Genomic DNA, 22,339 nt, shown 5'->3' with positions numbered 1-22,339 from the left:
GCTCCAGCTTTCACTCCAGAAAGTCGCAATGCGCGTTCACGTAGGTCGCGAGCTCCAGCGAATGCTGCCGCGCGAGCCGCTCCGCGCCTTCCGTATCGCGCGCCTCCAGCGCTTCGATGATCTGCATGTGATCGGTGATCGAACGCGACGCCCGGTCGCTTTGCGAGATCGTCAGCTTGCGGATTGCGCGCACGTGCGCGAACACGTTGCGGATCGTGCGCGCGATCGCCTGCGACTTCGACAGCTTCACCAGCGCCTCGTGAAACGTGATGTTCGCCTCCGAGTACTCGTCGATCTGCTGCGCCGGCGTCTGCCGTCCGCCGTCGAAGCGCGCGAACAGCCTGCGCAGATCTTCGATCTCGTCGTCGCTCGCCTTGAGCGTCGCGAGGCGCGCCGCCATGCTCTCGAGCGCCGCCCACATCTGGATCATCTCGACGATCTCGCGACGCGTCTTGCGCCGGATAAACATGCCGCGACGCGGCACCGCGCGTAGAAAGCCTTCCTGCTCGAGCAGCGTCATCGCCTCGCGGATCGGCGTGCGGCTCACACCGAGCGCTTCGGTCAGATTGCGCTCGTCGAGCCGGATCGCTTCGCGCGAGCCGTAGATGTCGGCTTCCGCGATCGCCTGACGCAGCTTCGCGTACGCGAGATCGCGCAGCGACGCGCCCGGGTTCAACGGCTGCAGCGACAGCGCAAACGGCGTCGCACGCGCTTCCGTTGAAGCCGGCGACGCCGCGATCGTCAAAGTCGCGTCGTCGTCCATTACTCGTTCGACCCCAGCGGCGTCGGTTTATACGTATTACGTGATCCGACGAACGCGAGCCGTTCGCTTTCCTTCCACGAATCCTCGATCCAGCGCTGCCGCATCGGCGCGAGCACGAATTTCGCCGCCACGCTGCCCGCGATCGCGATGCACGCCGCGAAGATAAACACCGTGTTCCAGCCGCCGTGCTCGGCGAGCACCGAGGCGATCGGCACCAGCATCGCGGCGGTGCCCTTCGCGGTGTACAGCGTGCCCGCGTTGCCGGCCGCGTATTTCGCGCCGAACGTATCCGCGCAGGTCGCCGGGAAGTTCGAGAAGATGTCGCCGTAGAACACGAAGATCAGCCCGGAGAACACCATGAACAGGTACGGGTTGTGACCGAAGTGCATCAGGCCGAGCAGCGCGAGTCCTTCGCCGAGGAACGTCATGAACATCGTGTTCTCGCGGCCGATGCGATCGGAGATCGCGCCGCAAATCGGCCGTGTGAAGCCGTTGCAGACGTTATTGATCGACAACGTCAGCGTGAGCAGCGGCAGCGTCGCGGCGAAGAATGCGATCGGCGTCTCGGCGAAACCATATTCCTTCGCGATCGGGCCGATCTGCGCGGTCGCGATGATGCCGCCGGTCGCCACGCATACGAACATCGCGTAGAGCACCCAGAACACCGGCGCGCGCACCATTTCGCTGGTCGTGTAGTCGATCTTCGTCGCGACCACGCGTTTGACCTTGCGCGCGAACTCGGGCGGATTCGGGCGCACCAGCAACGTCGCGAGCAACAGGATCACGCCGCCTTGCAGGCAGCCGAAAAAGACCAGCGTGTGCTGATAGCCGGAGCGCTCGATCATCGACGCGATCGGGATCACGGTCAGCGCGGCGCCCGCGCCGAAGCCGGCGGCCGTCAGGCCGGCCGCGAGGCCGCGCCGGTCCGGAAACCACTTGAGCGCATTGCCGACGCAGGTGCCGTACACGCAGCCGGCGCCGATGCCGGAGATCACCGCGGCGAGAAAGAGCACGGCCAGATTGGGCGCATACGCGTCGAGTATCCAGCCGAGGCCCGCGCAGATCGCGCCGCCGATCACGACGGGACGCGGACCGAAACGATCGACGAGCCAGCCTTCGATCGGCACAAGCCAGGTTTCGGTCACGATAAAGATCGAGAAAGCCGTTTGAATCGACGCGAGGCCCCAGTGATGCTGGGCATTCATCGGCTCGACGAAGAGCGTCCACGCGTATTGGAGATTCGCGACGAGGCCCATGCAGATGACGCCGATCGCAAGTTGAACCCATCGGCTGGACTGGCGGCCGGGCAGATGTTTCGCACCGCCACCGGGTGCTGTGACTGGCTGTTGCAAGAGTCGTCTCCGTGTAATGACTTCTGGTCTGACGTCGACGCTCGGGTTCCGGAGGCAACTTGCAGGCTGTCAGGACAACGAGATGCACAGAACGGGATACGGTTGACGCCCGCCGATGGTGGTCTCTTTTGCGCGGCAGCAAAAATCAAACTTTTTTATCGTTTGAATAAGGCTATGTGAATGGCCGTCATCGAATGTTATTCGAGAGAAAGGCATTGGTAATGCGAAAGCCGCGCCATCGCTCGCGTCGAGCAGGCACGAGCACCCGCATCGCAGCATGGCGCTGTGCCAGGGCGTGAAGGCAGGCGGAACAATACGGCGCGCACTTTGGCGGGCGGTGTGAACGGCCGGCGCCGGCGCGTTGTTTTCGTGCTCCGAATGATTCGTTAATTGATAGGTCAGCTGTATCGTGCCGGCCGTTATGCGCCAACGCGACGCGCAACGGTCAGACGGTTAGTTTGACTATATAGGCGAAACGCGCCGTCAACCGACGTCCGTCACGCCGCCAGTTCCTGCGCGATTCTCCGGCGGAACGCCTGCCCGTTGCTATCGAACAGGTGGCAATGGCCCGCGTCCGCGCCGAGTTTGACCATCTTGCCCTTCGGATGCTGCTCGAGCGGCGGAATGCGCGCGATCAGCCCTTCGGGCGCGACGCCGCATTCGGCGTACAGATACGCGGCATCGCCGAGCGATTCGACGGCCATGATTTTCGCGGACACGCCGAACTCCACTGAATCCACATGCAGATGCTCGGGCCGGATGCCGACGCTCACCTTGTCGCCTTCCCTCGCATTGCCGGGCTCGACCGCGACGCGTTGCGTCTCGCCGGTTTCATAGCGCACCAGCACGCCGTCAGCCGCGACCGACTGCACGACGCCGTCCATGAAATTCATCTTCGGCGAGCCGATAAAGCCCGCGACAAAGCGGTTCGCCGGCGCGTGATACAGCGCGTTCGGCGTGCCGACCTGTTCGAGATTGCCTGCCGACAGCACGACGATCTTGTCCGCGAGTGTCATCGCTTCGACCTGGTCGTGCGTCACGTAGATCATCGTGGTCTTCAGTTCGTCGTGCAGCCGCGCGAACTCGAGGCGCATTTTCACGCGCAGCGCGGCGTCGAGATTCGACAGCGGTTCGTCGAACAGAAATACCTTCGGCTTGCGCGTGATCGCGCGGCCGATCGCGACGCGCTGACGCTGCCCGCCCGACAGTTGCTTCGGCTTGCGCTCGAGCAGATGGTCGATATGCAGGATCTTCGCCGCGTTGCGCACCGCCTGATCGATCTCCGGCTTTTTCGCGCCTGCGAGCTTGAGGCCGAACGCCATGTTGTCGTACAGCGTCATATGCGGATACAGCGCATAGGACTGGAACACCATCGCGATGCCGCGCTTGGCGGGCGGCACTTCGTTCATGCGCGTGCCGTCGATATTCAGATCGCCGCTGCTGATGTCTTCGAGGCCCGCGATCATCCGCATCAGCGTCGACTTCCCGCAGCCGCTCGGACCGACGAACACGACGAACTCGCCATCCGCGATGTCGAGGTTGATGTTGCGCATCACTTCCGTCTCGTCGTAGCGCTTGCTGATATTGCGCAAAGTCAGGCTAGCCATGATGTGTCTCCGTGTGTTGCGTGATGTTGCGTCCAACGTGCGACCAGTTCCGGCAGTCGCCGCATATCGTCGAATACCTGTTGCGCGCCGGCCGCGCGCAACGCGTCGATCTGCGCGTCGCTCGTGTGGCCGCCGCCGATGAAGCCGATCACCGTCATGCCCGCCGCCGTCGCCGCGGTCACGCCGGTCACGCTGTCTTCGACAACGAGACAAGCGTCCGGCGTCACGTTCAGACCGCGCGCCGCCGCGAGATAAACGTCCGGCGCCGGCTTCGGCCGCGGCACCGAATCCGCGCAGAAAAGCCGGTCGCCGAAAAACTTGACGAGCCCGGTGCGCGCGAGCGCCGCTTCGACGTACGGACGAAAGCTGTTGCTCGCGCACGCTTTGGTGAGCACAATCTGCGCGAGCGCGTCGCCGACGCCGTTCACGGTCGGCGCCTGCACCGCCGCCGCTTCGACCTTCGTGCGAATCGCCTCGATATCGCCGCCGGCAAACTGCTTGCCCAGCTGCGCGGCCGCGCCTTCGAGCACGCGTTCGATCCGCAGACCGAGCAGCGGCATCACGACCGGCGCGACCTCCGCATCGGGCCAGCGCGCTTCGAGTTCGCGCACCAGCATCGCGGCCGCGACGGCTTCGCTGTCGATCAGCACACCGTCGCAATCGCAGATCAGGACGAGCGCCATGCCGGTTCGGGTTTCCGTGCGAGGTTGTGTTTGCATCTGGGTCTGGGTTTGCGTCTGCGTTTGCGTCACTTGACCGCTCCGAACGTAAGCCCCCGCACCAGCTGCTTCTGCGACAGCCAGCCGACAATCAGGATCGGCGCGACCGCGAGCAGCGACGCAGCGGACAGCTTCGCCCAGAACAACCCCTCGGGGCTCGAATACGACGCGATGAACACCGTCAGCGGCGCCGCATTCGAACTCGACAGATTGATGCTCCAGAACGCTTCGTTCCACGACAGGATCACGAGCAGCAGCGCGGTCGACGCGAGGCCCGGCAGCGCCATCGGCATCAGCAGGTAGACGATTTCCTGCCACGTCGCGGCGCCGTCGATGCGGCCGGCTTCGAGGATGTCGCGCGGAATCTCGTTGAAGTACGTGAACGCCATCCACACGGCGATCGGCAGATTGATCAGCGTGTAGACGATGACGAGACCGGTCACCGTGTCGAGCAGCCCGCTGTTTTTCCACAGCAGATAGATCGGCACCAGCACGCCGACCGACGGCATCATTTTCGTCGACAGCATCCACAGCAGCGTTTTCTGCGTACGCCGGCTCGGGAAGAACGCCATCGCGTAAGCGGCGGGCACGGCCAGGATCAGGCACACGATGGTCACGCCGACCGAAATCAGCACCGAGTTCCACGCAAACCCGAAGTAGTTGCTGCGCGCGAACACCTCGCGGAAGCTCTCGAGCGTCGGCGTAAAGAACAGCGAAGACGAGTACGCCTGCTGCTCGGTCTTGAACGCGGTGATCGTCATCCAGAAGATCGGGAAGAACAGCGCGAGCGCGATCAGCCACGCGAGAATGCCCGGAATGGCGCGCCGCACGGTAGCCAACGGCGAAGCAGCGGGCGCGGCGGCGGCCGCAACGGGTGAGACAGCGACCTGGCTCATTTTTCGTACTCCCCTTTCAGGTTCTTCGCGAGCATCTTCACAAGGAAGAACGACACGATGTTCGCGACCACGACCGCGAGAATGCCGCCGGCGGAAGCCAGGCCGACGTCGAACTGCTGCAGGCCGAGCGCGTAGATCAGGTACGACAGATTGGTGGTCGCGTTGCCGGGGCCGCCGCCGGTCGTCGTATAGATCTCGGCGAAAATCGACAGCAGGAAAATCGTCTCCATCATCACGACCACCGCGATCGCACGTCTCAGGTGCGGCAACGTGATGAAGAAAAACATCGCGAACGGGCCGGCGCCGTCGATTTTCGCCGCCTCCTTCTGTTCCTGATCGAGCGACTGGATCGCGGTAAACAAAATCAGAAACGCGAACGGCAACCACTGCCACGCGACGATGATGATCACCGACGTCAGCGGATACGTCGCGAACCAGTCGATCGGCGTGAGGCCGGCCGCGCGCATCGCGTCCGCGACCAGACCGTACACCGGGTGGAAAATCATGTTCTTCCAGATCAGCGCGCTCACCGTCGGCATCACGAAGAACGGCGCGATCGCGAGCAGGCGCGCAATGCCCTGCCCATAGAATTTCCGGTCGAACAGCACGGCCATCAGCACGCCGCCCACCACCGTGATCACCAGCACCGCGATGATCAGCTGCAACGTATGCAGGATCGACGGCCAGAACGACGGGTCGGTCGCCAGATAGCGGTAGTTGTCGAAGCCGGCGAAGCCTTTTTCATCCGGGTTCAGCAGGTTGTAGCGCGTGAACGAAAACCAGATCGTCATCGCGAGCGGAATCGCCATCCACAGCAACAGGACCGCGACGGATGGCGACACCAGCCAGCGCGCGGACGCGGCTTTGCGCGATTCGCGTTCCTGTTCGGTTCGGGGATGGGCATGCGACAGAGGAAGGCGCAGATGAGGCATGATGGGCCACCTGTTCGGAAGTGCGCGAGCCGCCGGGTTTGCTTCAAACGAGGCAGGCGGGCCGCCGTGCTGCCGGGGGTCCGGCCGGGCATTGCCGCCCGGCCGGGGTTTTGCTTCGAACGAACTTTGCTACCGCGTTACTTCTGCAGGCCAGCCTGGCGCACCGCGCGATCCGCGGTGGCATTGCCCGCCTGCAAAGCCTGATCGACCGTCATCTGGCCCGCCACTGCGCCGGAGATGCTCTGTCCGACCACGGTGCCGAACGACTGGAACTCAGGAATACCGACGAACTGCACGCCGGTGTACGGCACGGACTTCAACGTCGGGTGCGTCGGGTCGGCGGATTCGATCGCCTTCAGCACGAAGTCGGCAAACGGCGCGGCCTGCTTGTATTCCGGCCGCGCGTAGGTCGACTGGCGCGTGCCCGGCGGCACCGAGGCCCAGCCTTCATCCTTCGCGACCAGCTCGATGTACTCCTTCGACGTCGCCCACGCGATGAACTTCTTCGCCGAATCCTGCTGCTTCGACGTCTTCGGAATCGCCAGCGCCCACGCCCACAGCCAGTGCGAACCGTTCGGCGTGACCTGGGTCGGCGCCGCCGCGAAGCCCACCTTGTCGGAGATCTGCGATTGCTGCTTGTTGTACAGCATGCCGGCCGCCACCGTCGCATCGATCCACATCGCGCACTTGCCCGATGACATCAGCGTCAGGTTTTCGTTGAAGCCGTTCGAGCTCGCTCCCGGCGGGCCGTCTTTCTTCAACAGGTCGACGTAGAACGAGACGGCCTTTTTCCACTCCGGCGTGGTGAGCTGCGCATGCCATTTCTCGTCGAACCAGCGGCCGCCGAACGTGTTGACGAGCGTCGTCACGTACGCCATGTTCTCGCCCCAGCCCGCCTTGCCGCGCAGACAGATGCCGTACATGCCGGCCGACTTGTCGGTCAGCTTGTCCGCAAATTGCGCGATCTGGTCGTAGGTCGGGTTGTCCGGCATCTTCAGGCCCTTCGCCGCGAACAGATCCTTGCGGTAAAACGTCATCGAGCTTTCGACGTAGAACGGCAGCGCATAAAGCGAACCGTTATACGAGAGCCCTTCGCGCGCGGTCTTCACGACGTCGTTCAGGTCATAGCTCGCCGGCAGGTCGGCAAGCGGCGACAGCCAGCCGCGCTTGCCCCATTGCGGCGTTTCGTATGCGCCGATCGTCACCACGTCGAACTGGCCGCTGCCGGTGGTGATGTCGGTCGTCGCGCGCTGGCGCAACACGTTTTCCTCGAGGATCACCCAGTTCAGCTTGATGTCCGGATTCGCCTTTTCGAATGCGGGCGAGAGCTTCTTCAGCTCGATCATGTCCGGGTTGTTGAGGGTCGCGATCGTGACGGTCGCCGCCGACGCATTGAGCGCCGCGCACGCGGCCGCCGCGGCGCCGAGTACCTTCAGCGCGGGTTTCAGGGCAGGTTTCATCGTTTGTCTCCTTTATCGTACGTTCGTTGTTGGCTTGCGATGGGCGGCTCACAGGTCCTCAGATTGCCGGCAGCCGGGTCGCGGGCAGGGGTCGGGCAGATCAGCTCATCCAGTTACCGCCGTCGACATTCAGGGTTTGCGCGGTGATGTAGTCCGCATCCGACGATGCGAGGAACAGCGCCGCGCCGGTCAGATCCGCCGGCAGCCCCATCCTGCCGAGCGGCACCGCTTCGCCGACGAGACGCTTCTTCTCGCCGAGCGGCCGGTTCTCATAACGTGCGAAGAGCGCATCGACCTGCTCCCACATCGGCGTATCGACGACGCCCGGTGCGATGCCGTTCACGTTGATCCTGTGCGGCGCGAGGGCGAGCGCCGCCGATTGCGTATAGCTGAGCACGGCCGCCTTGGTCGCGCAGTAGTGCGACACGAGCGCCTCGCCGCGGCGCCCGGCCTGCGACGACATATTGATGATCTTGCCGCCCGCGCGCTGCTCGACCATGCGCTGCGCGACTGCCTGCATCAGGAAGAACATGCCCTTCACGTTGACCGCGAACAGCTTGTCGTAGATATCCCAGGATTCGTCGAGCAGCGGACGCATATCGAATAGCGCCGCGTTGTTGAAGAGAATGTCGACGCGGCCGAAATGCCCGACCGTCTGCGACAGGATGCGCTGAATGTCTTCGCGCCGCGTGACGTCCGCGCTGACGGTGATCACGCGCTCGGGGTAATCGTCGCGCAACGACTGCGCAAATGCATCGGCCGGCTTCACGTCGACCAGCACGCAGCGCGCGCCTTCGTCCAGATACCGGCGCGCGACCGCTTCGCCAATGCCGCTCGCCGCGCCGGTGAGAATTGCCACCTTGTCTTGCAATCGCGCTGCCACTGCGTGTCTCCCAATCGTTCGCTCTTGTGTGCGAGTCTTTATGCCAGTGAGCGAACGCTCTCTGTGCGATCAATTGCTCTATTTGTGATCGAATGATCGGATACGTGTCCGGCCATGTCAAGGCGCGCCGCAAGATTTCGATGGTGCAGCGCCGCAGCTAGCGGCTCACTCGCAGGCACGTCGAATTCAATGCGGGCGCCGCGTCGCTCATATCAATTTAGACGGCGTGCGCGCGCAATCAATGGCAAGATGTTTAGATACGTTATATCATCTCGCCTTCGTCGATTTTTCGTCGATTTTTCGTCGCTTCATTGCCGTGTCGCGTTGGGTTTTTCCAATCGGCACTGCCAGACAGGCGGCCGCGGCTGCGGCGTTCCGCCGGCCAAACGCGCCGCCCTCAGGAGCAGCACCATGTCCGCCTCATCCGATGATCGCGTCGCGCAACGGCTGGCGCGTGCGCAAGCCGTCGCAGCGGCGCGCGGCCTCGCGCTGACCACGCTGCGCCGCCAGGTCTACACGCTGATCGCCGCGAGCGACCGGCCGATCGGCGCGTACGACCTGCTTGCCGCGCTCGAACCCCAGCGCGGCCGGGTGCCGCCGACTACCGTCTATCGCGTGCTCGACTTTCTCGTCGAGCACGGCTTCGTGCATCGGATCGAGTCGAAGAACGCGTTTATCGCGTGTTGCGACGTCGGCGAGCCGCATCAAGGGCAGTTCCTGATCTGCGAGGCATGCGGCGAGGCGATCGAAATCCCCGGCGGCGAGCTGGCGCGGCAGCTTGCCGGCAGCGCGCCCGCCCATGGCTTCGAAGTGCATCGCCAGGTCGTCGAACTAAGCGGCCTGTGCGCCGAATGCCAGCGCGGCCAAGCCTGAATTCTCTTTCCATTCGCTATCAACCTGAACAAGCCCATCAAATGAACAACAACCCGAAGTGGAATGCGGTGCGCGCCGCATTGAGACTGTCGACCTTCGTCGCCGCCGCGGCGCTCGCGCTCAGCGCCGGTGAGGCGGCGCATGCGCAAGCCGCATCGCCTGCCGCGAGCGGCAAACTGCCGGTGGTCGCCGCCGAGAACTTCTACGGCGACGTCGTACAGCAGCTAGGTGGCGATCGCGTCGAAGTAACCAGCATCCTGAGCAATCCGGACCAGGACCCGCACCTGTTCGAAGCGAGCCCGAAGACCGCGCGCGCGTTGCAGCATGCGAGCCTTGTCGTCTATAACGGCGCCGACTACGATCCGTGGATGGCCAAGCTGCTCGCCGCGTCGAAGAGCACGAAGCGTACGGTGATCGTGGTGGCGGACCTCACCGGCAAGAAAAGCGGCGATAATCCGCACCTCTGGTACGACCCGGCGACGATGCCGAAGGTCGCCCGCGCGGTGAGCGCCGCGCTCGAGGCCGCTGACCCGGCGCACAAGAGCGCGTACGATGCGAATCTCGCGAAGTTTCTCGATTCGCTGAAGCCGATCGACGCGAAGGTCGCCGCGCTGCATGCCCGCTATGCGGGCGTGCCGGTCACGGCGACCGAGCCGGTGTTCGGCTATATGTCAGACGCGATCGGCCTCGATATGCGCAATCTGCGTTTCCAGCTGGCGACGATGAACGACACCGAGGCGAGCGCGTCGGATATCGCCGCGTTCGAGCGCGACTTGCGCGAGAAGCGCGTGCGCGTGCTGATCTACAACAGCCAGGCAACCGAGGCGCTGACCCGGCGGATGCTGAAGCTCGCGCAGCAATCGCAGGTGCCGACCATGAGCGTCACTGAAACGGAACTCGCGGGCAAGAACTACCAGCAATGGATGCTTGTGCAACTGGACGCGCTCGGCGTGGCGCTCGCGGCCGGCGGCGGCGCCGGTAAATAAGGAAAGGCTCAATGACCGAAAGTGATCGTCCGCCGCCCGCACTTCCCGCCTCCTCTTCAGAGAAGGACGCGGTGCAAGATGCGGCGCCAGTGCTGGAGCTCGACCGGGTGACCCTCGAGCTCGGCGGACGCACGATCCTGCGCGACACGAGCTTTGCGATCCAGCCAGGCGAATTCATCGGCGTGCTCGGCCCGAACGGCGCCGGCAAGACCACGCTGATGCGCGCGGTGCTCGGCCTCGTGCCGGCCGCGCAAGGCGCCGTGCGCGTGCTCGGCGAACCGGTCGTCTGCGGCAATCCGTCGATCGGCTATATGCCGCAGACGCGCAGCGCGCTCGCGGGCCGGCGCGTGCGCGGGCGCGACTTCGTCGCGATGGCGGCGGACGGTCACCGCTGGGGCCTGCCGCATGCGGACGCCAGCACGCGCGCCGACGTCGCGCGCGTGCTCGAGCTGGTCGGCGCGAGCGCGCTGGCCGAGCGGCCGCTGTCGGAACTGTCCGGCGGCGAGCGGCAGCGGCTGCTGCTCGCGCAATGCCTGCTCGGCAATCCGTGCCTGCTGCTGCTCGACGAACCGCTGATCAGTCTCGATCCGCATCGTCAGAAGAGCGTCGTCGAACTGGTGCGGCGCGTGCAGCAGGAACTCGGCATCGCGGTGCTGTTCTCCGCGCACGAGTTGAACCCATTGCTGCATGCGCTCGATCGCGTGCTCTATCTCGGCAACGGCGTCGCGGCGCTCGGCACCGTCGACGAAGTGATCACGAAGCCAGTGCTGTCGCGCCTCTATGGGTCGGCGATCGACGTGATCCGCATGAACGGCCGCATCTTCGTGATGTCCGGCGACGTCGAAGTGGAAAAGCACGACCACGAGCACGAAGACGACGGCGATCACGGCCACAGTCATGGGCACGAACAGGGCGGCGGCACGCACAAGCACGGCCACGCCCACCGCTCTCACCACACGTCACGCGACGGGCACACGCACGATGTTTGAATATGACTTCATGGTGAACGCATTCGCGGCGTCGGGGATCGTCGCGGTGCTGTCGGGAATCGTCGGTTACTTTCTGGTGATGCGCGGGCAGACGTTCGCGGGTCATGCGTTGTCGCACGTCGGCTTCACCGGCGCGACCGGCGCCGTGCTGATCGGCGTCTCGCCGATCTGGGGGATGATCGGCTTCACGCTGGCCGCCGGCATCGGCATGGGCGCGCTCGGCGAGCGCCTCGCGGGCCGCGACGTCGCAATCGGCGTGACCTTGTCGCTTTCGCTCGGCTTCGGGCTGCTGTTTCTGCATTTCTTCACCGCGTACGCGACGCAGGTCACCGCGCTGCTGTTCGGCAATGTGCTCGGCGTGAACACGTCGACGCTCGCGGTGCTCGCGGCCATCGGTGTGGTGAGCCTCGCTGCGCTCGCGGCCATCATGCGGCCTTTGCTGTTCGCCTCGCTGCAGCCGGAACTGGCGGAAGCGAAAGGCGTATCGCTGCGGCTCGTGTCGGTCTTGTTTCTGGCGATCGCGGCGCTGGCGGTGGCCGCCTGCACGCAGATCGTCGGCGTGCTGCTGGTGTTCACGCTGATGGTCGGTCCGGCCGCCGCCGCGCAGAACATGACGACGCGACTATCGATCGGCCTCGCGCTCGCCGCGGCGCTCGCGCTTGCGCAAGCGTGGCTCGGCGTCACGCTCGCGTTCTACACGGACTGGCCGACGAGCTTCTGGATCACGCTGCTCGCGGCGCTGGTGTACGGCGCCAGTCTGCTGACGCGGCGCTGACATGCGCAGGCAGGCGTGCGTGCCTGCGCACGTACGTTCTCACGCATGTCAAAGATATCGCGCTGACGCGATGCGATGCGATGCCACAACAGGCACCCGCGCCGCGCGTAACGCGCAACACCACGCCGCCGTTGCCGTTACACCGCCCGCGTGCCCTACGCGAGCAACACCTTCGCGTGATGCGCGAGATGATCTTCGACGAACGTCGAAATAAAGTAATACCCGTGGTCGTAGCCCGCATGGCGCCGCAGCGTCAACGGCTGACCGGCGGCAGCGCACGCCGCCTCGAACACATCCGGATTGAGCTGCTGGTCGAGAAATTGATCCGCGAGCCCCTGATCGACCAGAATGCCCGCCGCGAACTTCGCCGGCGCACGCCCCACCAGTTCGCTCGCGTCATACTCGCGCCACGCATCGCGCTGCGCGCCGAGATAGCCGCCCAACGCCTTTTCACCCCACGGGCAGCGCATCGGCGCGGCGATCGGTGCAAACGCGGACACCGACCGGTACAGGTCCGGGTTGCGCAGCGCCAGCACCAGCGCGCCGTGCCCACCCATCGAATGACCGAAGATGCCGAGGCGCGCTGCGTCGATCGGCAGATTCGCGCACACCGTCTCGCGCAGCTCGTCACGCACGTACGAGTACATCCGGTAGTGCTTCGCCCACGGCTCGCGCTTCGCGTCGACGTAAAAGCCCGCACCCACGCCGAAGTCCCACGCATCGCTCTCGCCGGGCACGCCGGCGCCGCGCGGGCTCGTGTCCGGCGCGATCAGCGCAATGCCATGCTGCGCGGCGAAGCGCTGCGCGCCGGCCTTGATCGGAAACGTCTCCTCGGTACAGGTCAGGCCCGCGAGATAGAACAGCGCGGGCACCTTGCCATGCGCGGCCTGCGGCGGCAAATACGCGGCAAAGCGCATCGGCAGGCCGATCGTGCGCGACTCGTGCTGATAGAACTGCTGCACGCCGCCGTGGCAGGCGTGCGATGAGCGCGTCTCAAGCATCGCGGTCTCCTTTAGTACATCACCACCGAGCGGATCGACTCGCCCTTCTTCATCAGGTCGAAGCCTTCATTGATGCGCTCGAGCGGCAGATGATGCGTGATCAGGTCGTCGATATTGATCTTGCCTTCCATATACCAGTCGACGATCTTCGGCACGTCGGTGCGGCCGCGCGCGCCGCCGAACGCCGAGCCTTTCCACTGGCGGCCCGTCACGAGCTGGAACGGCCGCGTGCTGATCTCTTCGCCGGCCGCCGCGACGCCGATGATGAACGACTGCCCCCAGCCCTTGTGCGTGCACTCGAGCGCGTCGCGCATCACCTTCACATTGCCGATGCATTCGAACGAGTAGTCGGCGCCGCCGTCGGTCAGCTGCACGATGCGATCGACGACATTGCCGACTTCCTTCGGGTTGATGAAATCGGTCATGCCGAACTTCGTCGCCAGCTCGACGCGCGCCGGGTTGAGATCGACCCCGATGATCTTGTTGGCGCCGACCATTTTTGCGCCCTGGATCACATTGAGCCCGATGCCGCCGAGACCGAATACGACGACGTTCGCGCCCGCTTCGACCTTCGCCGAATAGACGACCGCGCCGACTCCGGTCGTCACGCCGCAGCCGATATAGCAGACCTTGTCGAACGGCGCGTCCTCGCGAATCTTCGCGACCGCGATTTCCGGCACGACAATGTAATTCGAGAACGTCGAGGTGCCCATGTAGTGAAAGAGCGGCTTGCCGCCGAGCGAGAAGCGCGACGTCGAATCGGGCATCAGGCCTTTGCCCTGCGTCGTGCGGATCGCCTGGCACAGGTTCGTCTTGCGCGACAGGCAGAACTTGCACTGGCGGCATTCGGGCGTGTAAAGCGGAATAACGTGATCGCCCTTCTTCAGCGTGCCGACACCCGGCCCGACGTCGACCACGACGCCCGCGCCTTCGTGACCGAGGATGGCCGGGAAAATGCCTTCCGGATCCGCGCCGGACAACGTGTAGTAATCGGTATGGCAAATGCCGGTGGCCTTCACCTCGATCAGCACTTCGCCGGCACGCGGACCGTCGAGATCGACTTCCTCGATGGTGAGCGGTGCGCCGGCTTTCCATGCGATGGCGGCTTTGGTCTTCATGCACTGTTCTCCTGGTGTCTGGCGAAGCGGATAGCGAATGGGGTGAGGCCGGGGCCGCTGGCCCCGTCACCGGTATGCGACGCGCAGCAGATTCGCATCCGGCATGCGCACCGTGCATGTTGGCGGCGCGAGGCCGTTATGTAAAGACCGGAAGAGGGTCGCGTTCAATACCGAACGACGGGCCGGGCAACAAATCGGGCTTATCGGCCTGTTTCAGCCGCGTATTTTTTCATATCGCGCCCACGTCTCTATACTCCGAGGACATCGAGGCAACAGCCGCGTGGTACACGCTTACGCCTGCGCCGCCGGCGCGGCATATTGACCTTTCGGAACGCGAACTCATGGCAATTCAGACCCCGGCATCCGACGATGCAATCCAGTTGACCATCGACGACGGCCTCGCGCGCGTGACGCTGAACCGCGCGGCGCGCCGCAACGCGCTTACCCTCGCGCTTTGGCGGCGCCTCGGCGACACCTTCGATGCGCTGGGCGCGCAGCGCGAGGTGCGCGCAATCGTCCTGACCGGCACCGCGAACAGCTTCTGCGCGGGCGCCGATATCTCGGAGTTCGGCGCAGTGCGCGCGAACGCCGGGCAGGCGCGTGACTACGAGCACGCGTATGAAGGCTGCTGCAACCGGATCGCCGCGTCGCCAAAGCCGACGATCGCCGCGATCAACGGATACTGCATGGGTGGCGGCTGCAATCTCGCGATGTCGTGCGATTTCCGCTTCGCGGCGCCGGGCGCGATGTTTGCGATTCCGGCCGCGAAGCTGTCGATCGTCTATGGGATCGCGGGCACGCGCCGGCTGCTGTCGCTGGTCGGCCTCGCGAATGCGAAGCGCATTCTCTACGCCGCCGAAAAGTTCGATGCGGCGCGCGCGCTGCGCATTGGCTTTGTCGACGAAATCGCCGACGATCCGCTCGCTGCCGCGCTCACCTTCGCCGCACACCTGAAGGACTGCGCGCCGCTCACGATTGCCGGGGCGAAGACGATTCTCGATGCGCTTGCATCCGGCAACGGCGCACTGCGCGACGGCATCGTCGAGGAGTTGCTCGATCAGGCCGCGCAAAGCGCTGACTTCCGCGAAGGACGCGCTGCGTTCGCGGAAAAGCGCAAACCGTGCTTTCGCGGCGAATGAGTCGCGCACTACGCGCGAACGCGTCACGGCACGACACGACACGCGAGGAATAAGCCCGTTGCAAGCGGACCTCATGCGGGACCCCGATGCGGACCCAAAGCGGAACGCCAGGCGGCCCCGCGCGCACCCTGTTGCGGTGCCGGGTTGCTATCGTTGAGTCGATCGATTGACGGCGTGCATGCGGGGTTTGTTGCACGTACAACGATCGTGCCCGCGTGGCGCGCTGTCGCAGTGAACATGTCCCGGGTCGGATCGATCCGCGTCCGCTTCCGCGTCCACGTGCGCACCGGCATCGCCAAGGTTTTCGTATTGCATCCGCGCAAAATGAAGATGCAGCACAATCAGCTTGCGCTTTGCACATGCCGGCGTAATGCACGCGACCCCATCGCCGCACGCCGCGTGCCCGAACGTCACGCCCCCACAGCGCACCGCCGCATGGAACGCACACGACGCGACGCCTCGCGTAACAAACACTGACGCGCTTACAAAAAGCAATGCGAGCATGCGAAACCGGGCCGTTTCGAAAGTCTCGACAGGCACGCGAAACAGAAACATCATCGGCATCACGATCAGCGACTGAATGCAGGCGGCCGCAACGGAGGCCGTCATCAGATAGGCACGCAGCATCAGCCGGGTACGGCCAGTCATCGTAATCATCCGGAACGCGAGGTGTAAAGATCAACGTGCCGGCGGCTTGCGATATTCCATCTATTTCATGCCCGTGCCTCGCACCTTGCGTGATAGCCCTGCAATAACGGGCGCAGACCAAACGTTGATGCGCTCCTGGGTCAGCGATGACGAGGTCATCACGCTGTTCCACGACATCTTCAAGACAGGGCTCGATGCGTTGCGGGCGAAGATTTCATAAGCGCGATCTATGCGCGCGTGGTCGTGTGGCCGCGTGCGATGCGATCGTGCGCATTGCCGCATTGAGCGCCGCTTGCGCGGCGGCGCATTCATACGCTGCGGCTTGCGCTCACGCGGCGGGTCAGAACCACGGTTCGACGCGGCCGTACAGATCGATAAAGCGTGCATAGCGGGCGGCGATCGCCCGATCGCCGCCCGGCCCCGCGACACGCGTCGCAGCCGGCGCGAGCGATGCAAGATCGTGCGCCTGCCAACGGCCGGTCGCGAGACCGCCGAGCAATGCCGCGCCGCGCGCCGCAGCGTTCGGGCAATCGACCGCATGCAGCTCGACGTCGAGCGCATCGGCGAGCAACTGACGCCAACGCGTATCGACCGAGCCGCCGCCCGCAAGACGCAACGCATCGACTGTCGCGCCGCTTTGCCGGATCGCATCGAGTCCCGCGCGCAGCGCAAACGCGACGCCCTCGAAAGCCGAACGCATCAGCGCGCCACGCGACGCACCCAGCGCAAGCCCGAGCCAGCCGCCGCGCGCGGCCGGGTTGAGCCATGGGGTGCGCTCGCCAGTGAGATACGGCAGAAAGGTCAACGCGCCGGCCTCGGCGTCGGCGCCCGCGGCAAACGCGTCGCGGTAAGCGTCGCGCCACTCGTACGACAGCCATCCGCGCACCGCCTCGAGCGCGACGCCGACGTTCTGCATCGCCGCCATCCGGTACCAGTGTCCGGTCGCCGCGCGGTAGCGGTGCAAGCCTTGCGCGGGCGCCGGCTCATCCGTCGACATGACGACGATCTGACCGCCGCTGCCCGTCGTGAGCAGCGCATCGCCGTCGCGCACGAGACCGCTGCCGAGCGCCGCGCATGGCGTATCGGCGGCGCCGGTTGCGAGCGGGATGCCGGCGCGCAGACCGAGCGCGCGTGCCGCATCGGCGGACAACACGCCGTTCACTGCCGACGACGACGCCAGCGCGGCGAACCATTCCCGCGGCAATCCGAGCCGCTCGAGCAAAGCGACGTCCCAGACGCCGTCGGGCCCGGCAAGCGCGGTCGCGCATGCGTCGGATGGATCGGTCGCCACGGCGCCGCCCAGCGCAACGCGCAACCAGTCCTTGGGTTGCAATGCCCAGCGCGCGCTTTCGACACTGCGCGGTTCGTGCAGCGCGACCCAGCGCAGCAGCGGACCCCATACCCGGCGCCACCGGATTCGGCTGCGGTTGCGGCCACGCATCGAGCAGCGCGAGCGCGCGCGTGTCGGGCCACAGCATCGCCGGACGGACAGCTTCGCCGCGCGCTCCGGTCAGCACGACGCCGTGCATTTGCCCGGAGAATCCAAGCGCCTCGACCGCGGCGCGCTGGTTCGCAGGCAGCCGCGCCGATGCTTCGCACAGTGCGCGCCACCAGGTCTGCGGATCCGTTTCGGCCCAGCCCGGATGCGGCGTGTCGATTGCATAGGCCACGCTTGCAATCGACGTCTCGCGACCCCCGTCGTCGACGATCGCGAGTTTCAGTGAACCGGTGCCGAGGTCGATGCCGAGATAGGACATAAGAGGGATAGCCGTTCGGTCGAAATAGATGACGGATGGAAGGACGCGACAGCCTGCGCGCCAAAAGCACCCCGCGCACGGCTTGCGGGTTAACCCGTTCATGCGCATCGATGCGCAATAACCGCAGCATGCGCGCCGCCCGATACAGATCATATCGAACGCGATACGTCCCCGGTGCGGATGGCGATCGGTGCATGCACGCGCTGTCATCGCGAGGCAGGCGCAGCGGCGGATGCGGGCCGCGCATGCCCGGCCCGGGCGCGCTACACCACACTACGGCCTCGCTGTGCACGCTCGCTATGGCTCCAGCGCGCTCACCGCATATCAGCGGCGCGAAGCCCGGAATAGCCGGCAGCAGTCTTGTTGCGCTTTTTCAGCGCGCATACCGTTAGGAATATTCCTAAATCGATATGGAGAGAGACAATGCGCGCGAACACGGTCCACCCGTGCGACGAACGCCTGCCCGCGGGCCGGCTGCTGACACTCGGCATCCAGCACGTACTCGTGATGTACGCGGGCGCGGTTGCCGTCCCGCTGATCATCGGCGGCGCACTGAAACTGCCGAAGGACCAGATCGCGTTTCTGATCAGCGCCGATCTGTTCTCATGCGGCATCGCGACCCTGATTCAGACGCTCGGCCTTTGGATTTTCGGCATCCGGCTGCCGGTCATCATGGGCTGCACGTTCGCCGCAGTAAGCCCGATGATCGCGATCGGCACCAACCCGAATCTCGGTATTCTCGACATCTTCGGTTCCACGATCGCCGCAGGCGTGATCGGCATTCTGCTCGCGCCGGCGATCGGCAAGCTGTTGCGCTTCTTCCCGCCGGTCGTGGTCGGCGTCGTGATTTCGGTCATCGGCCTGTCGCTGATGGAAGTCGGCATCAACTGGGCCGCGGGCGGCGTCGGCAATCCGGACTACGGCAATCCGGTCTATCTCGGGCTCTCGCTCGCCGTGCTGATGTTGATCCTGCTGATCAACCGGTTCGGCAAGGGCTTTATTGCGAACATCTCGGTGCTGCTCGGCATCGTCGCCGGCTTTGCGCTCGCGGCCCTGCTCGGCCGCGTGAATATGGAGGGCGTGACGAGCGCGCCCTGGGTCGGATTCGTGATGCCGTTTCACTTTGGCTTGCCGCACTTCGATCCGCTGTCGATCGCCACGATGGTCACCGTGATGTTCGTCACGTTTATCGAATCGACCGGCATGTTCCTCGCGGTCGGCGACATGGTCGGGCGGCCCGTCGATCAGAAGACGCTGGTGCGCGGCTTGCGCGTCGATGGCCTGGGCACGCTGATCGGCGGCATCTTCAACTCGTTCCCGCATACGTCGTTCTCGCAGAACGTCGGACTGATCGGCGTCACCGGCGTGAAGAGCCGCTACGTGTGCGCGATGGGCGGCGTGCTTCTGGTGCTGCTCGGACTGTTTCCGAAGATGGCGCAGGTCGTCGCATCGGTGCCCGCGTTCGTGCTCGGCGGCGCCGGCATCGTGATGTTCGGCATGGTGGCGGCAAACGGCATCAAGGTGTTGTCGAAGGTCGACTTTGCGAAGCATCATCACAACCTCTTTATCGTCGCGGTCAGCATTGGACTGGGACTCGTGCCGGTCGTATCGCCGCATTTCTTCGAGAAATTGCCGCCGGCGCTGTCGCCGCTGCTGCACAGTGGGATTCTGCTCGCGTCCGTCTCAGCAGTCGTGCTGAATCTGATCTTCAACGGCGTGCGGGACGAACGTGCCGCAACGCGCGACATCCGCCGCGCGGCACACGACTTCGAGACGGCGGTCGATCAACGCGACGCGGCCTCCGGCGACGGCATGATGCGGGCAGCCGACTGACATCGCGACGCAACGGGCGATGCACGGTTGAACACGCGACGGATACGGGAGTATTGCGCAAGAAGATGCGGCAGTGGCGCGCCGCACCTGGCCATTTGGCTGAATGGTGGCAATGAAGCGGCATTCATAGAATGGACCGCTCGCCCTTCCATTCGATGCAATGTCGCAACACGCACTACAGGCCGCCGTCGTCGATTCGCCCGAACACGCACATCGCTTTCGCGAGTTGACGTTTCACGGCGTTCGATGGGACCTGAGCCATCTCGACGCGTTCACGCTCAAAATGGATCTTGGGCTCGATGCCGACATCACCGTGCTGGTGCTGTTCTCGTGCCATTGCTTTACACACGGTTTTCGTTGGGACAAGCGCCCACGAGCGCTGATACCCGCACATGAAATCTACGACGACGGCAGAGAGCAACGCGTTCTCGATCCTCAGAGATACGAACTATCCAAACGTTTCTTAAGAGATGTCGTGATGAGCTTACCGTCACGTCGCATCGTGCTAGCCGACGAAAGACAACCGAATTTTGTCACGGTGGAAAGCGTGAACGCCGACGGTACGACTTCGCTCTACGCAATATTCTTTGAAGCGCAAAAAGACAAGAGCCGCAAGCGCAGGATGATCTTGCGCATTCAGTCTGCGTATCTGCTGAACGAAGGGCTGACGAAGCGCCAAACCGGCGCTCGACGAGTCGGCTTTACCACGCTGTTGCGTGCAACCTACCTGGGCAAGAAAATTCGTGGATAGTGGGCCCGTCAGCGGGCCGGCGAATGGCGAATTGCGCAAGCCGCGCAAGCCGCACAAGTCGCGCGAATGCAAGCCACTAGCAGTGCGCTAAAAGCGCATGGCCGCGCGCCTTGCATACCGAAATACCGATCCAGAAAGACCAACGGCCACCTTTCGGTGGCCGTCGTATGCGAGGTTCTCTATCTGCGTTGCCGCAGAACTCCCACTCCATGGTGGGACCCGGTCACCCGGGCGGCGCTACGTTTTTCGCACTCGCTTGTACGTAGTTTTCAAGCACAGATTCTATCCCCGCGTTCCCCCTCCGTCAACCCGGCCAACTGGCCAACGGTTCATCATCAGCCGGCCGCGGCGGCTGATGCGGGCACGGGAGCCGCCGGTGCATCACCGTAGTCCATTGGCGCATCGGCTGGCCGCGGCGTTTCGCCGGCCCGCTCGATCCAGCCGCCGCCCAGCGCCTGATACAGGTCGACCAGGTTCGACAGACGCTGCACGCGTGCATCGGTGAGCAGCAACTGCACCGAGTACAGATCGGTCTGCGCGGTCAGCACCGACAGGTAGCTGTCGACGCCATTCCGATAGCGCAGTTCCGACAGGTCGAGCCGCCGTTGCTCGGCGAACGTGTCGCGTTCGAGCGCGGCGATCTGCTGATCGAACGTGCCGCGCGCGGCGAGGCCATCGGCGACTTCGCGGAACGCAGTCTGGATCGCCTTTTCGTACTGCGCGATCTGGATGTTCTTCTGCACGTGTGCGAGGTCGAGGTTCGCGATATTCGCGCCGCCTTCGAAGATCGGCACGGTGATTTGCGGCGCGAAGCCCCACGCCGCCGAACCCGCCTTGAACAGGCCGCCGAGCGTCGGGCTCAACGTGCCGAAGTTGCCGGTCAGTGAAATGCGCGGGAAGAACGCGGCGCGCGCGGCGCCGATATTCGCGTTCGCGGCGAGCAGATTCTGCTCCGCTTCCATGATGTCGGGACGGCGCGTCAGCAGGTCGGACGGCAAGCCGGCCGGGATATCGGTCAGCAGATCCTGGTCGCCTAGCGTGCGGCCTTGCGGCAAATCGGCCGGCAGCGGTTCGCCGATCAGCAGCACAAGCGCGTTTTCCGCTTGCGCGCGCGCGCGTGCCTCGGTCTGCAGGTTCGCACGCGCCTGTTCGACGACGGTTTCAGCCTGACGCAGGTCGAGCTCGGAGCCGGTGCCGGTTTCGTACTGCAGCTTCGTGATGTTGTACGAATCCTGCGCGGTACGCAGCGTGTTCTGCGTGACCTTCAGCGCCTCGTCGAAACCGAGCATCGACACGTACTGATCCGCCACCGACGACACCAGCGCGATCTCCGCCGCCTTGCGCGCCTGCGCGGTCGCGAGATACTGCGCGAGCGCCTGATCCTTCAGGCTCTGGATGCGGCCGAAGAAATCGATCTCCCACGACGCGTTGACGCCCACCGAATACTCGTTGGAAATCGTCTGGTTCTGAAACGACAGATTTTTCGGCGTACGCGACTTCGACTGCGAAGCCGCTGCTTCGATGCTCGGGAAGAGTTCCGCACGCGTGATCTGATACTGCGCGCGCGCCGCCTGAATATTCAGCACGGACACGCGCAGATCGCGGTTGTTCTTCAACGCGATTTCGATCAGTTGCTGCAGACGCTCGTCGGCGAAGAAGTCGCGCCAGCCGAGGTCGGTGGCGGCCGCGCCGTGCGCGGAACGTTCACCCGATGCCGGCGCCGGCTGGGTGTCGTACACGCCGCCCTGCGGGAACGTGCCCGACACCGGCGCCGCCGGACGCTCGTACTTCGGCGCCATCGTGCAGCCGGCGGCCAGCAGCGCGACCGATGCTGCGATCAGAGTGTGTTTGAGCATC

The 22,339-nt window shown here is 64.6% G+C and carries 19 protein-coding genes and 1 pseudogene; 8 read left to right on the top strand and 12 right to left on the bottom strand.

Features of this window, described 5'->3' with window-relative positions; all coding sequences use genetic code 11:
• Positions 1 to 10: 10 nt before the first annotated feature.
• From HV675_RS11760 to HV675_RS11725, 8 genes are all read right to left on the bottom strand, one after another.
• A complete protein-coding gene (locus HV675_RS11760; RefSeq protein ID WP_175111078.1) occupies positions 11 to 763 on the bottom strand; it encodes a GntR family transcriptional regulator in 753 nt (250 codons plus the stop codon).
• Positions 763 to 2,073, bottom strand: a complete 1,311-nt coding sequence (oxlT, locus tag HV675_RS11755; protein WP_246270202.1) for an oxalate/formate MFS antiporter — start codon at positions 2,071 to 2,073, stop codon at positions 763 to 765. Before oxlT ends, HV675_RS11760 begins: the two co-directional genes overlap by 1 nt.
• Positions 2,074 to 2,612: 539 nt before the next feature.
• On the bottom strand, positions 2,613 to 3,722 hold the full coding sequence (locus HV675_RS11750; RefSeq protein WP_175111077.1) for an ABC transporter ATP-binding protein: 1,110 nt from the start codon (positions 3,720 to 3,722) through the stop codon (positions 2,613 to 2,615).
• Positions 3,710 to 4,441: an HAD family hydrolase gene (locus HV675_RS11745; protein WP_175111076.1), complete on the bottom strand. Its 732-nt coding sequence runs from the start codon at positions 4,439 to 4,441 to the stop codon at positions 3,710 to 3,712. The genes HV675_RS11750 and HV675_RS11745 overlap by 13 nt, the downstream gene beginning before the upstream one ends.
• Positions 4,442 to 4,470: 29 nt before the next feature.
• Positions 4,471 to 5,337 (bottom strand): carbohydrate ABC transporter permease, encoded by an 867-nt coding sequence (locus tag HV675_RS11740; protein ID WP_175111075.1) that lies wholly within the window; start codon positions 5,335 to 5,337, stop codon positions 4,471 to 4,473.
• Positions 5,334 to 6,269, bottom strand: a complete 936-nt coding sequence (locus HV675_RS11735) for a carbohydrate ABC transporter permease (RefSeq protein ID WP_175111074.1) — start codon at positions 6,267 to 6,269, stop codon at positions 5,334 to 5,336. The genes HV675_RS11740 and HV675_RS11735 overlap by 4 nt, the downstream gene beginning before the upstream one ends.
• A gap of 137 nt (positions 6,270 to 6,406) precedes the next feature.
• On the bottom strand, positions 6,407 to 7,729 hold the full coding sequence (locus HV675_RS11730; protein WP_175111073.1) for an ABC transporter substrate-binding protein: 1,323 nt from the start codon (positions 7,727 to 7,729) through the stop codon (positions 6,407 to 6,409).
• A gap of 100 nt (positions 7,730 to 7,829) precedes the next feature.
• The gene (locus HV675_RS11725) at positions 7,830 to 8,612 is read right to left on the bottom strand and encodes an L-iditol 2-dehydrogenase (protein WP_175111072.1); all 783 of its coding nucleotides are present in this window, start codon (positions 8,610 to 8,612) and stop codon (positions 7,830 to 7,832) included.
• A gap of 411 nt (positions 8,613 to 9,023) precedes the next feature.
• Between HV675_RS11725 and HV675_RS11720 the strand changes: the two genes are divergently transcribed.
• From HV675_RS11720 to HV675_RS11705, 4 genes are read left to right on the top strand one after another with little or no spacing between them, the layout of a single operon-like run.
• A complete protein-coding gene (locus HV675_RS11720; RefSeq protein ID WP_175111071.1) occupies positions 9,024 to 9,485 on the top strand; it encodes a Fur family transcriptional regulator in 462 nt (153 codons plus the stop codon).
• 41 nt (positions 9,486 to 9,526) lie between these two features.
• Positions 9,527 to 10,471 carry a metal ABC transporter solute-binding protein gene (locus HV675_RS11715; protein ID WP_175111070.1) on the top strand — a complete coding sequence of 315 codons (945 nt, stop codon included), beginning with the start codon at positions 9,527 to 9,529 and terminating at the stop codon, positions 10,469 to 10,471.
• Positions 10,472 to 10,482: 11 nt separating this feature from the next.
• Positions 10,483 to 11,460 carry an ABC transporter ATP-binding protein gene (locus tag HV675_RS11710; protein WP_175111069.1) on the top strand — a complete coding sequence of 326 codons (978 nt, stop codon included), beginning with the start codon at positions 10,483 to 10,485 and terminating at the stop codon, positions 11,458 to 11,460.
• Positions 11,453 to 12,235: a metal ABC transporter permease gene (locus tag HV675_RS11705; protein WP_175111068.1), complete on the top strand. Its 783-nt coding sequence runs from the start codon at positions 11,453 to 11,455 to the stop codon at positions 12,233 to 12,235. Before HV675_RS11710 ends, HV675_RS11705 begins: the two co-directional genes overlap by 8 nt.
• A gap of 155 nt (positions 12,236 to 12,390) precedes the next feature.
• On the opposite strand, the gene fghA is transcribed toward HV675_RS11705, so the two are convergent.
• Positions 12,391 to 13,236, bottom strand: a complete 846-nt coding sequence (fghA, locus tag HV675_RS11700) for an S-formylglutathione hydrolase (protein ID WP_175111067.1) — start codon at positions 13,234 to 13,236, stop codon at positions 12,391 to 12,393.
• 11 nt (positions 13,237 to 13,247) lie between these two features.
• Positions 13,248 to 14,354: an S-(hydroxymethyl)glutathione dehydrogenase/class III alcohol dehydrogenase gene (locus HV675_RS11695; protein ID WP_175111066.1), complete on the bottom strand. Its 1,107-nt coding sequence runs from the start codon at positions 14,352 to 14,354 to the stop codon at positions 13,248 to 13,250.
• A 341-nt stretch (positions 14,355 to 14,695) separates the two neighbouring features.
• Here HV675_RS11695 and HV675_RS11690 point away from each other — a divergent pair, with 341 nt between their 5' ends.
• Together HV675_RS11690 and HV675_RS11685 are read left to right on the top strand one after the other, a co-directional pair.
• Positions 14,696 to 15,493, top strand: a complete 798-nt coding sequence (locus HV675_RS11690) for an enoyl-CoA hydratase/isomerase family protein (protein ID WP_175111065.1) — start codon at positions 14,696 to 14,698, stop codon at positions 15,491 to 15,493.
• A gap of 153 nt (positions 15,494 to 15,646) precedes the next feature.
• Positions 15,647 to 15,970, top strand: a complete 324-nt coding sequence (locus HV675_RS11685) for a hypothetical protein (RefSeq protein WP_175111064.1) — start codon at positions 15,647 to 15,649, stop codon at positions 15,968 to 15,970.
• Between the two features lie 511 nt (positions 15,971 to 16,481).
• Here the strand turns inward: HV675_RS11685 and HV675_RS11680 are convergent.
• Positions 16,482 to 17,898, bottom strand: a pseudogene (locus HV675_RS11680) (xylulokinase).
• Positions 17,899 to 18,321: 423 nt separating this feature from the next.
• On the opposite strand from HV675_RS11680, the gene HV675_RS11675 reads away from it, so the two are divergent.
• On the top strand, positions 18,322 to 19,731 hold the full coding sequence (locus HV675_RS11675; protein WP_175111063.1) for a nucleobase:cation symporter-2 family protein: 1,410 nt from the start codon (positions 18,322 to 18,324) through the stop codon (positions 19,729 to 19,731).
• 160 nt (positions 19,732 to 19,891) lie between these two features.
• Complete coding sequence (locus tag HV675_RS11670; RefSeq protein WP_175111062.1) at positions 19,892 to 20,482, top strand: hypothetical protein; 591 nt, start codon at positions 19,892 to 19,894, stop codon at positions 20,480 to 20,482.
• Between the two features lie 335 nt (positions 20,483 to 20,817).
• Here the strand turns inward: HV675_RS11670 and HV675_RS11665 are convergent, their stop codons facing one another.
• Positions 20,818 to 22,338, bottom strand: coding sequence for an efflux transporter outer membrane subunit (locus HV675_RS11665; RefSeq protein WP_175111061.1), 1,521 nt, complete (start codon positions 22,336 to 22,338; stop codon positions 20,818 to 20,820).
• Position 22,339: the final 1 nt, after the last annotated feature.

This window comes from Paraburkholderia solisilvae (genome assembly GCF_902859875.1).
Lineage (GTDB): Bacteria > Pseudomonadota > Gammaproteobacteria > Burkholderiales > Burkholderiaceae > Paraburkholderia > Paraburkholderia solisilvae.
Note: the sequence above shows the minus strand (reverse complement) of the source record. Positions and strands in the feature narration are given on the sequence as shown.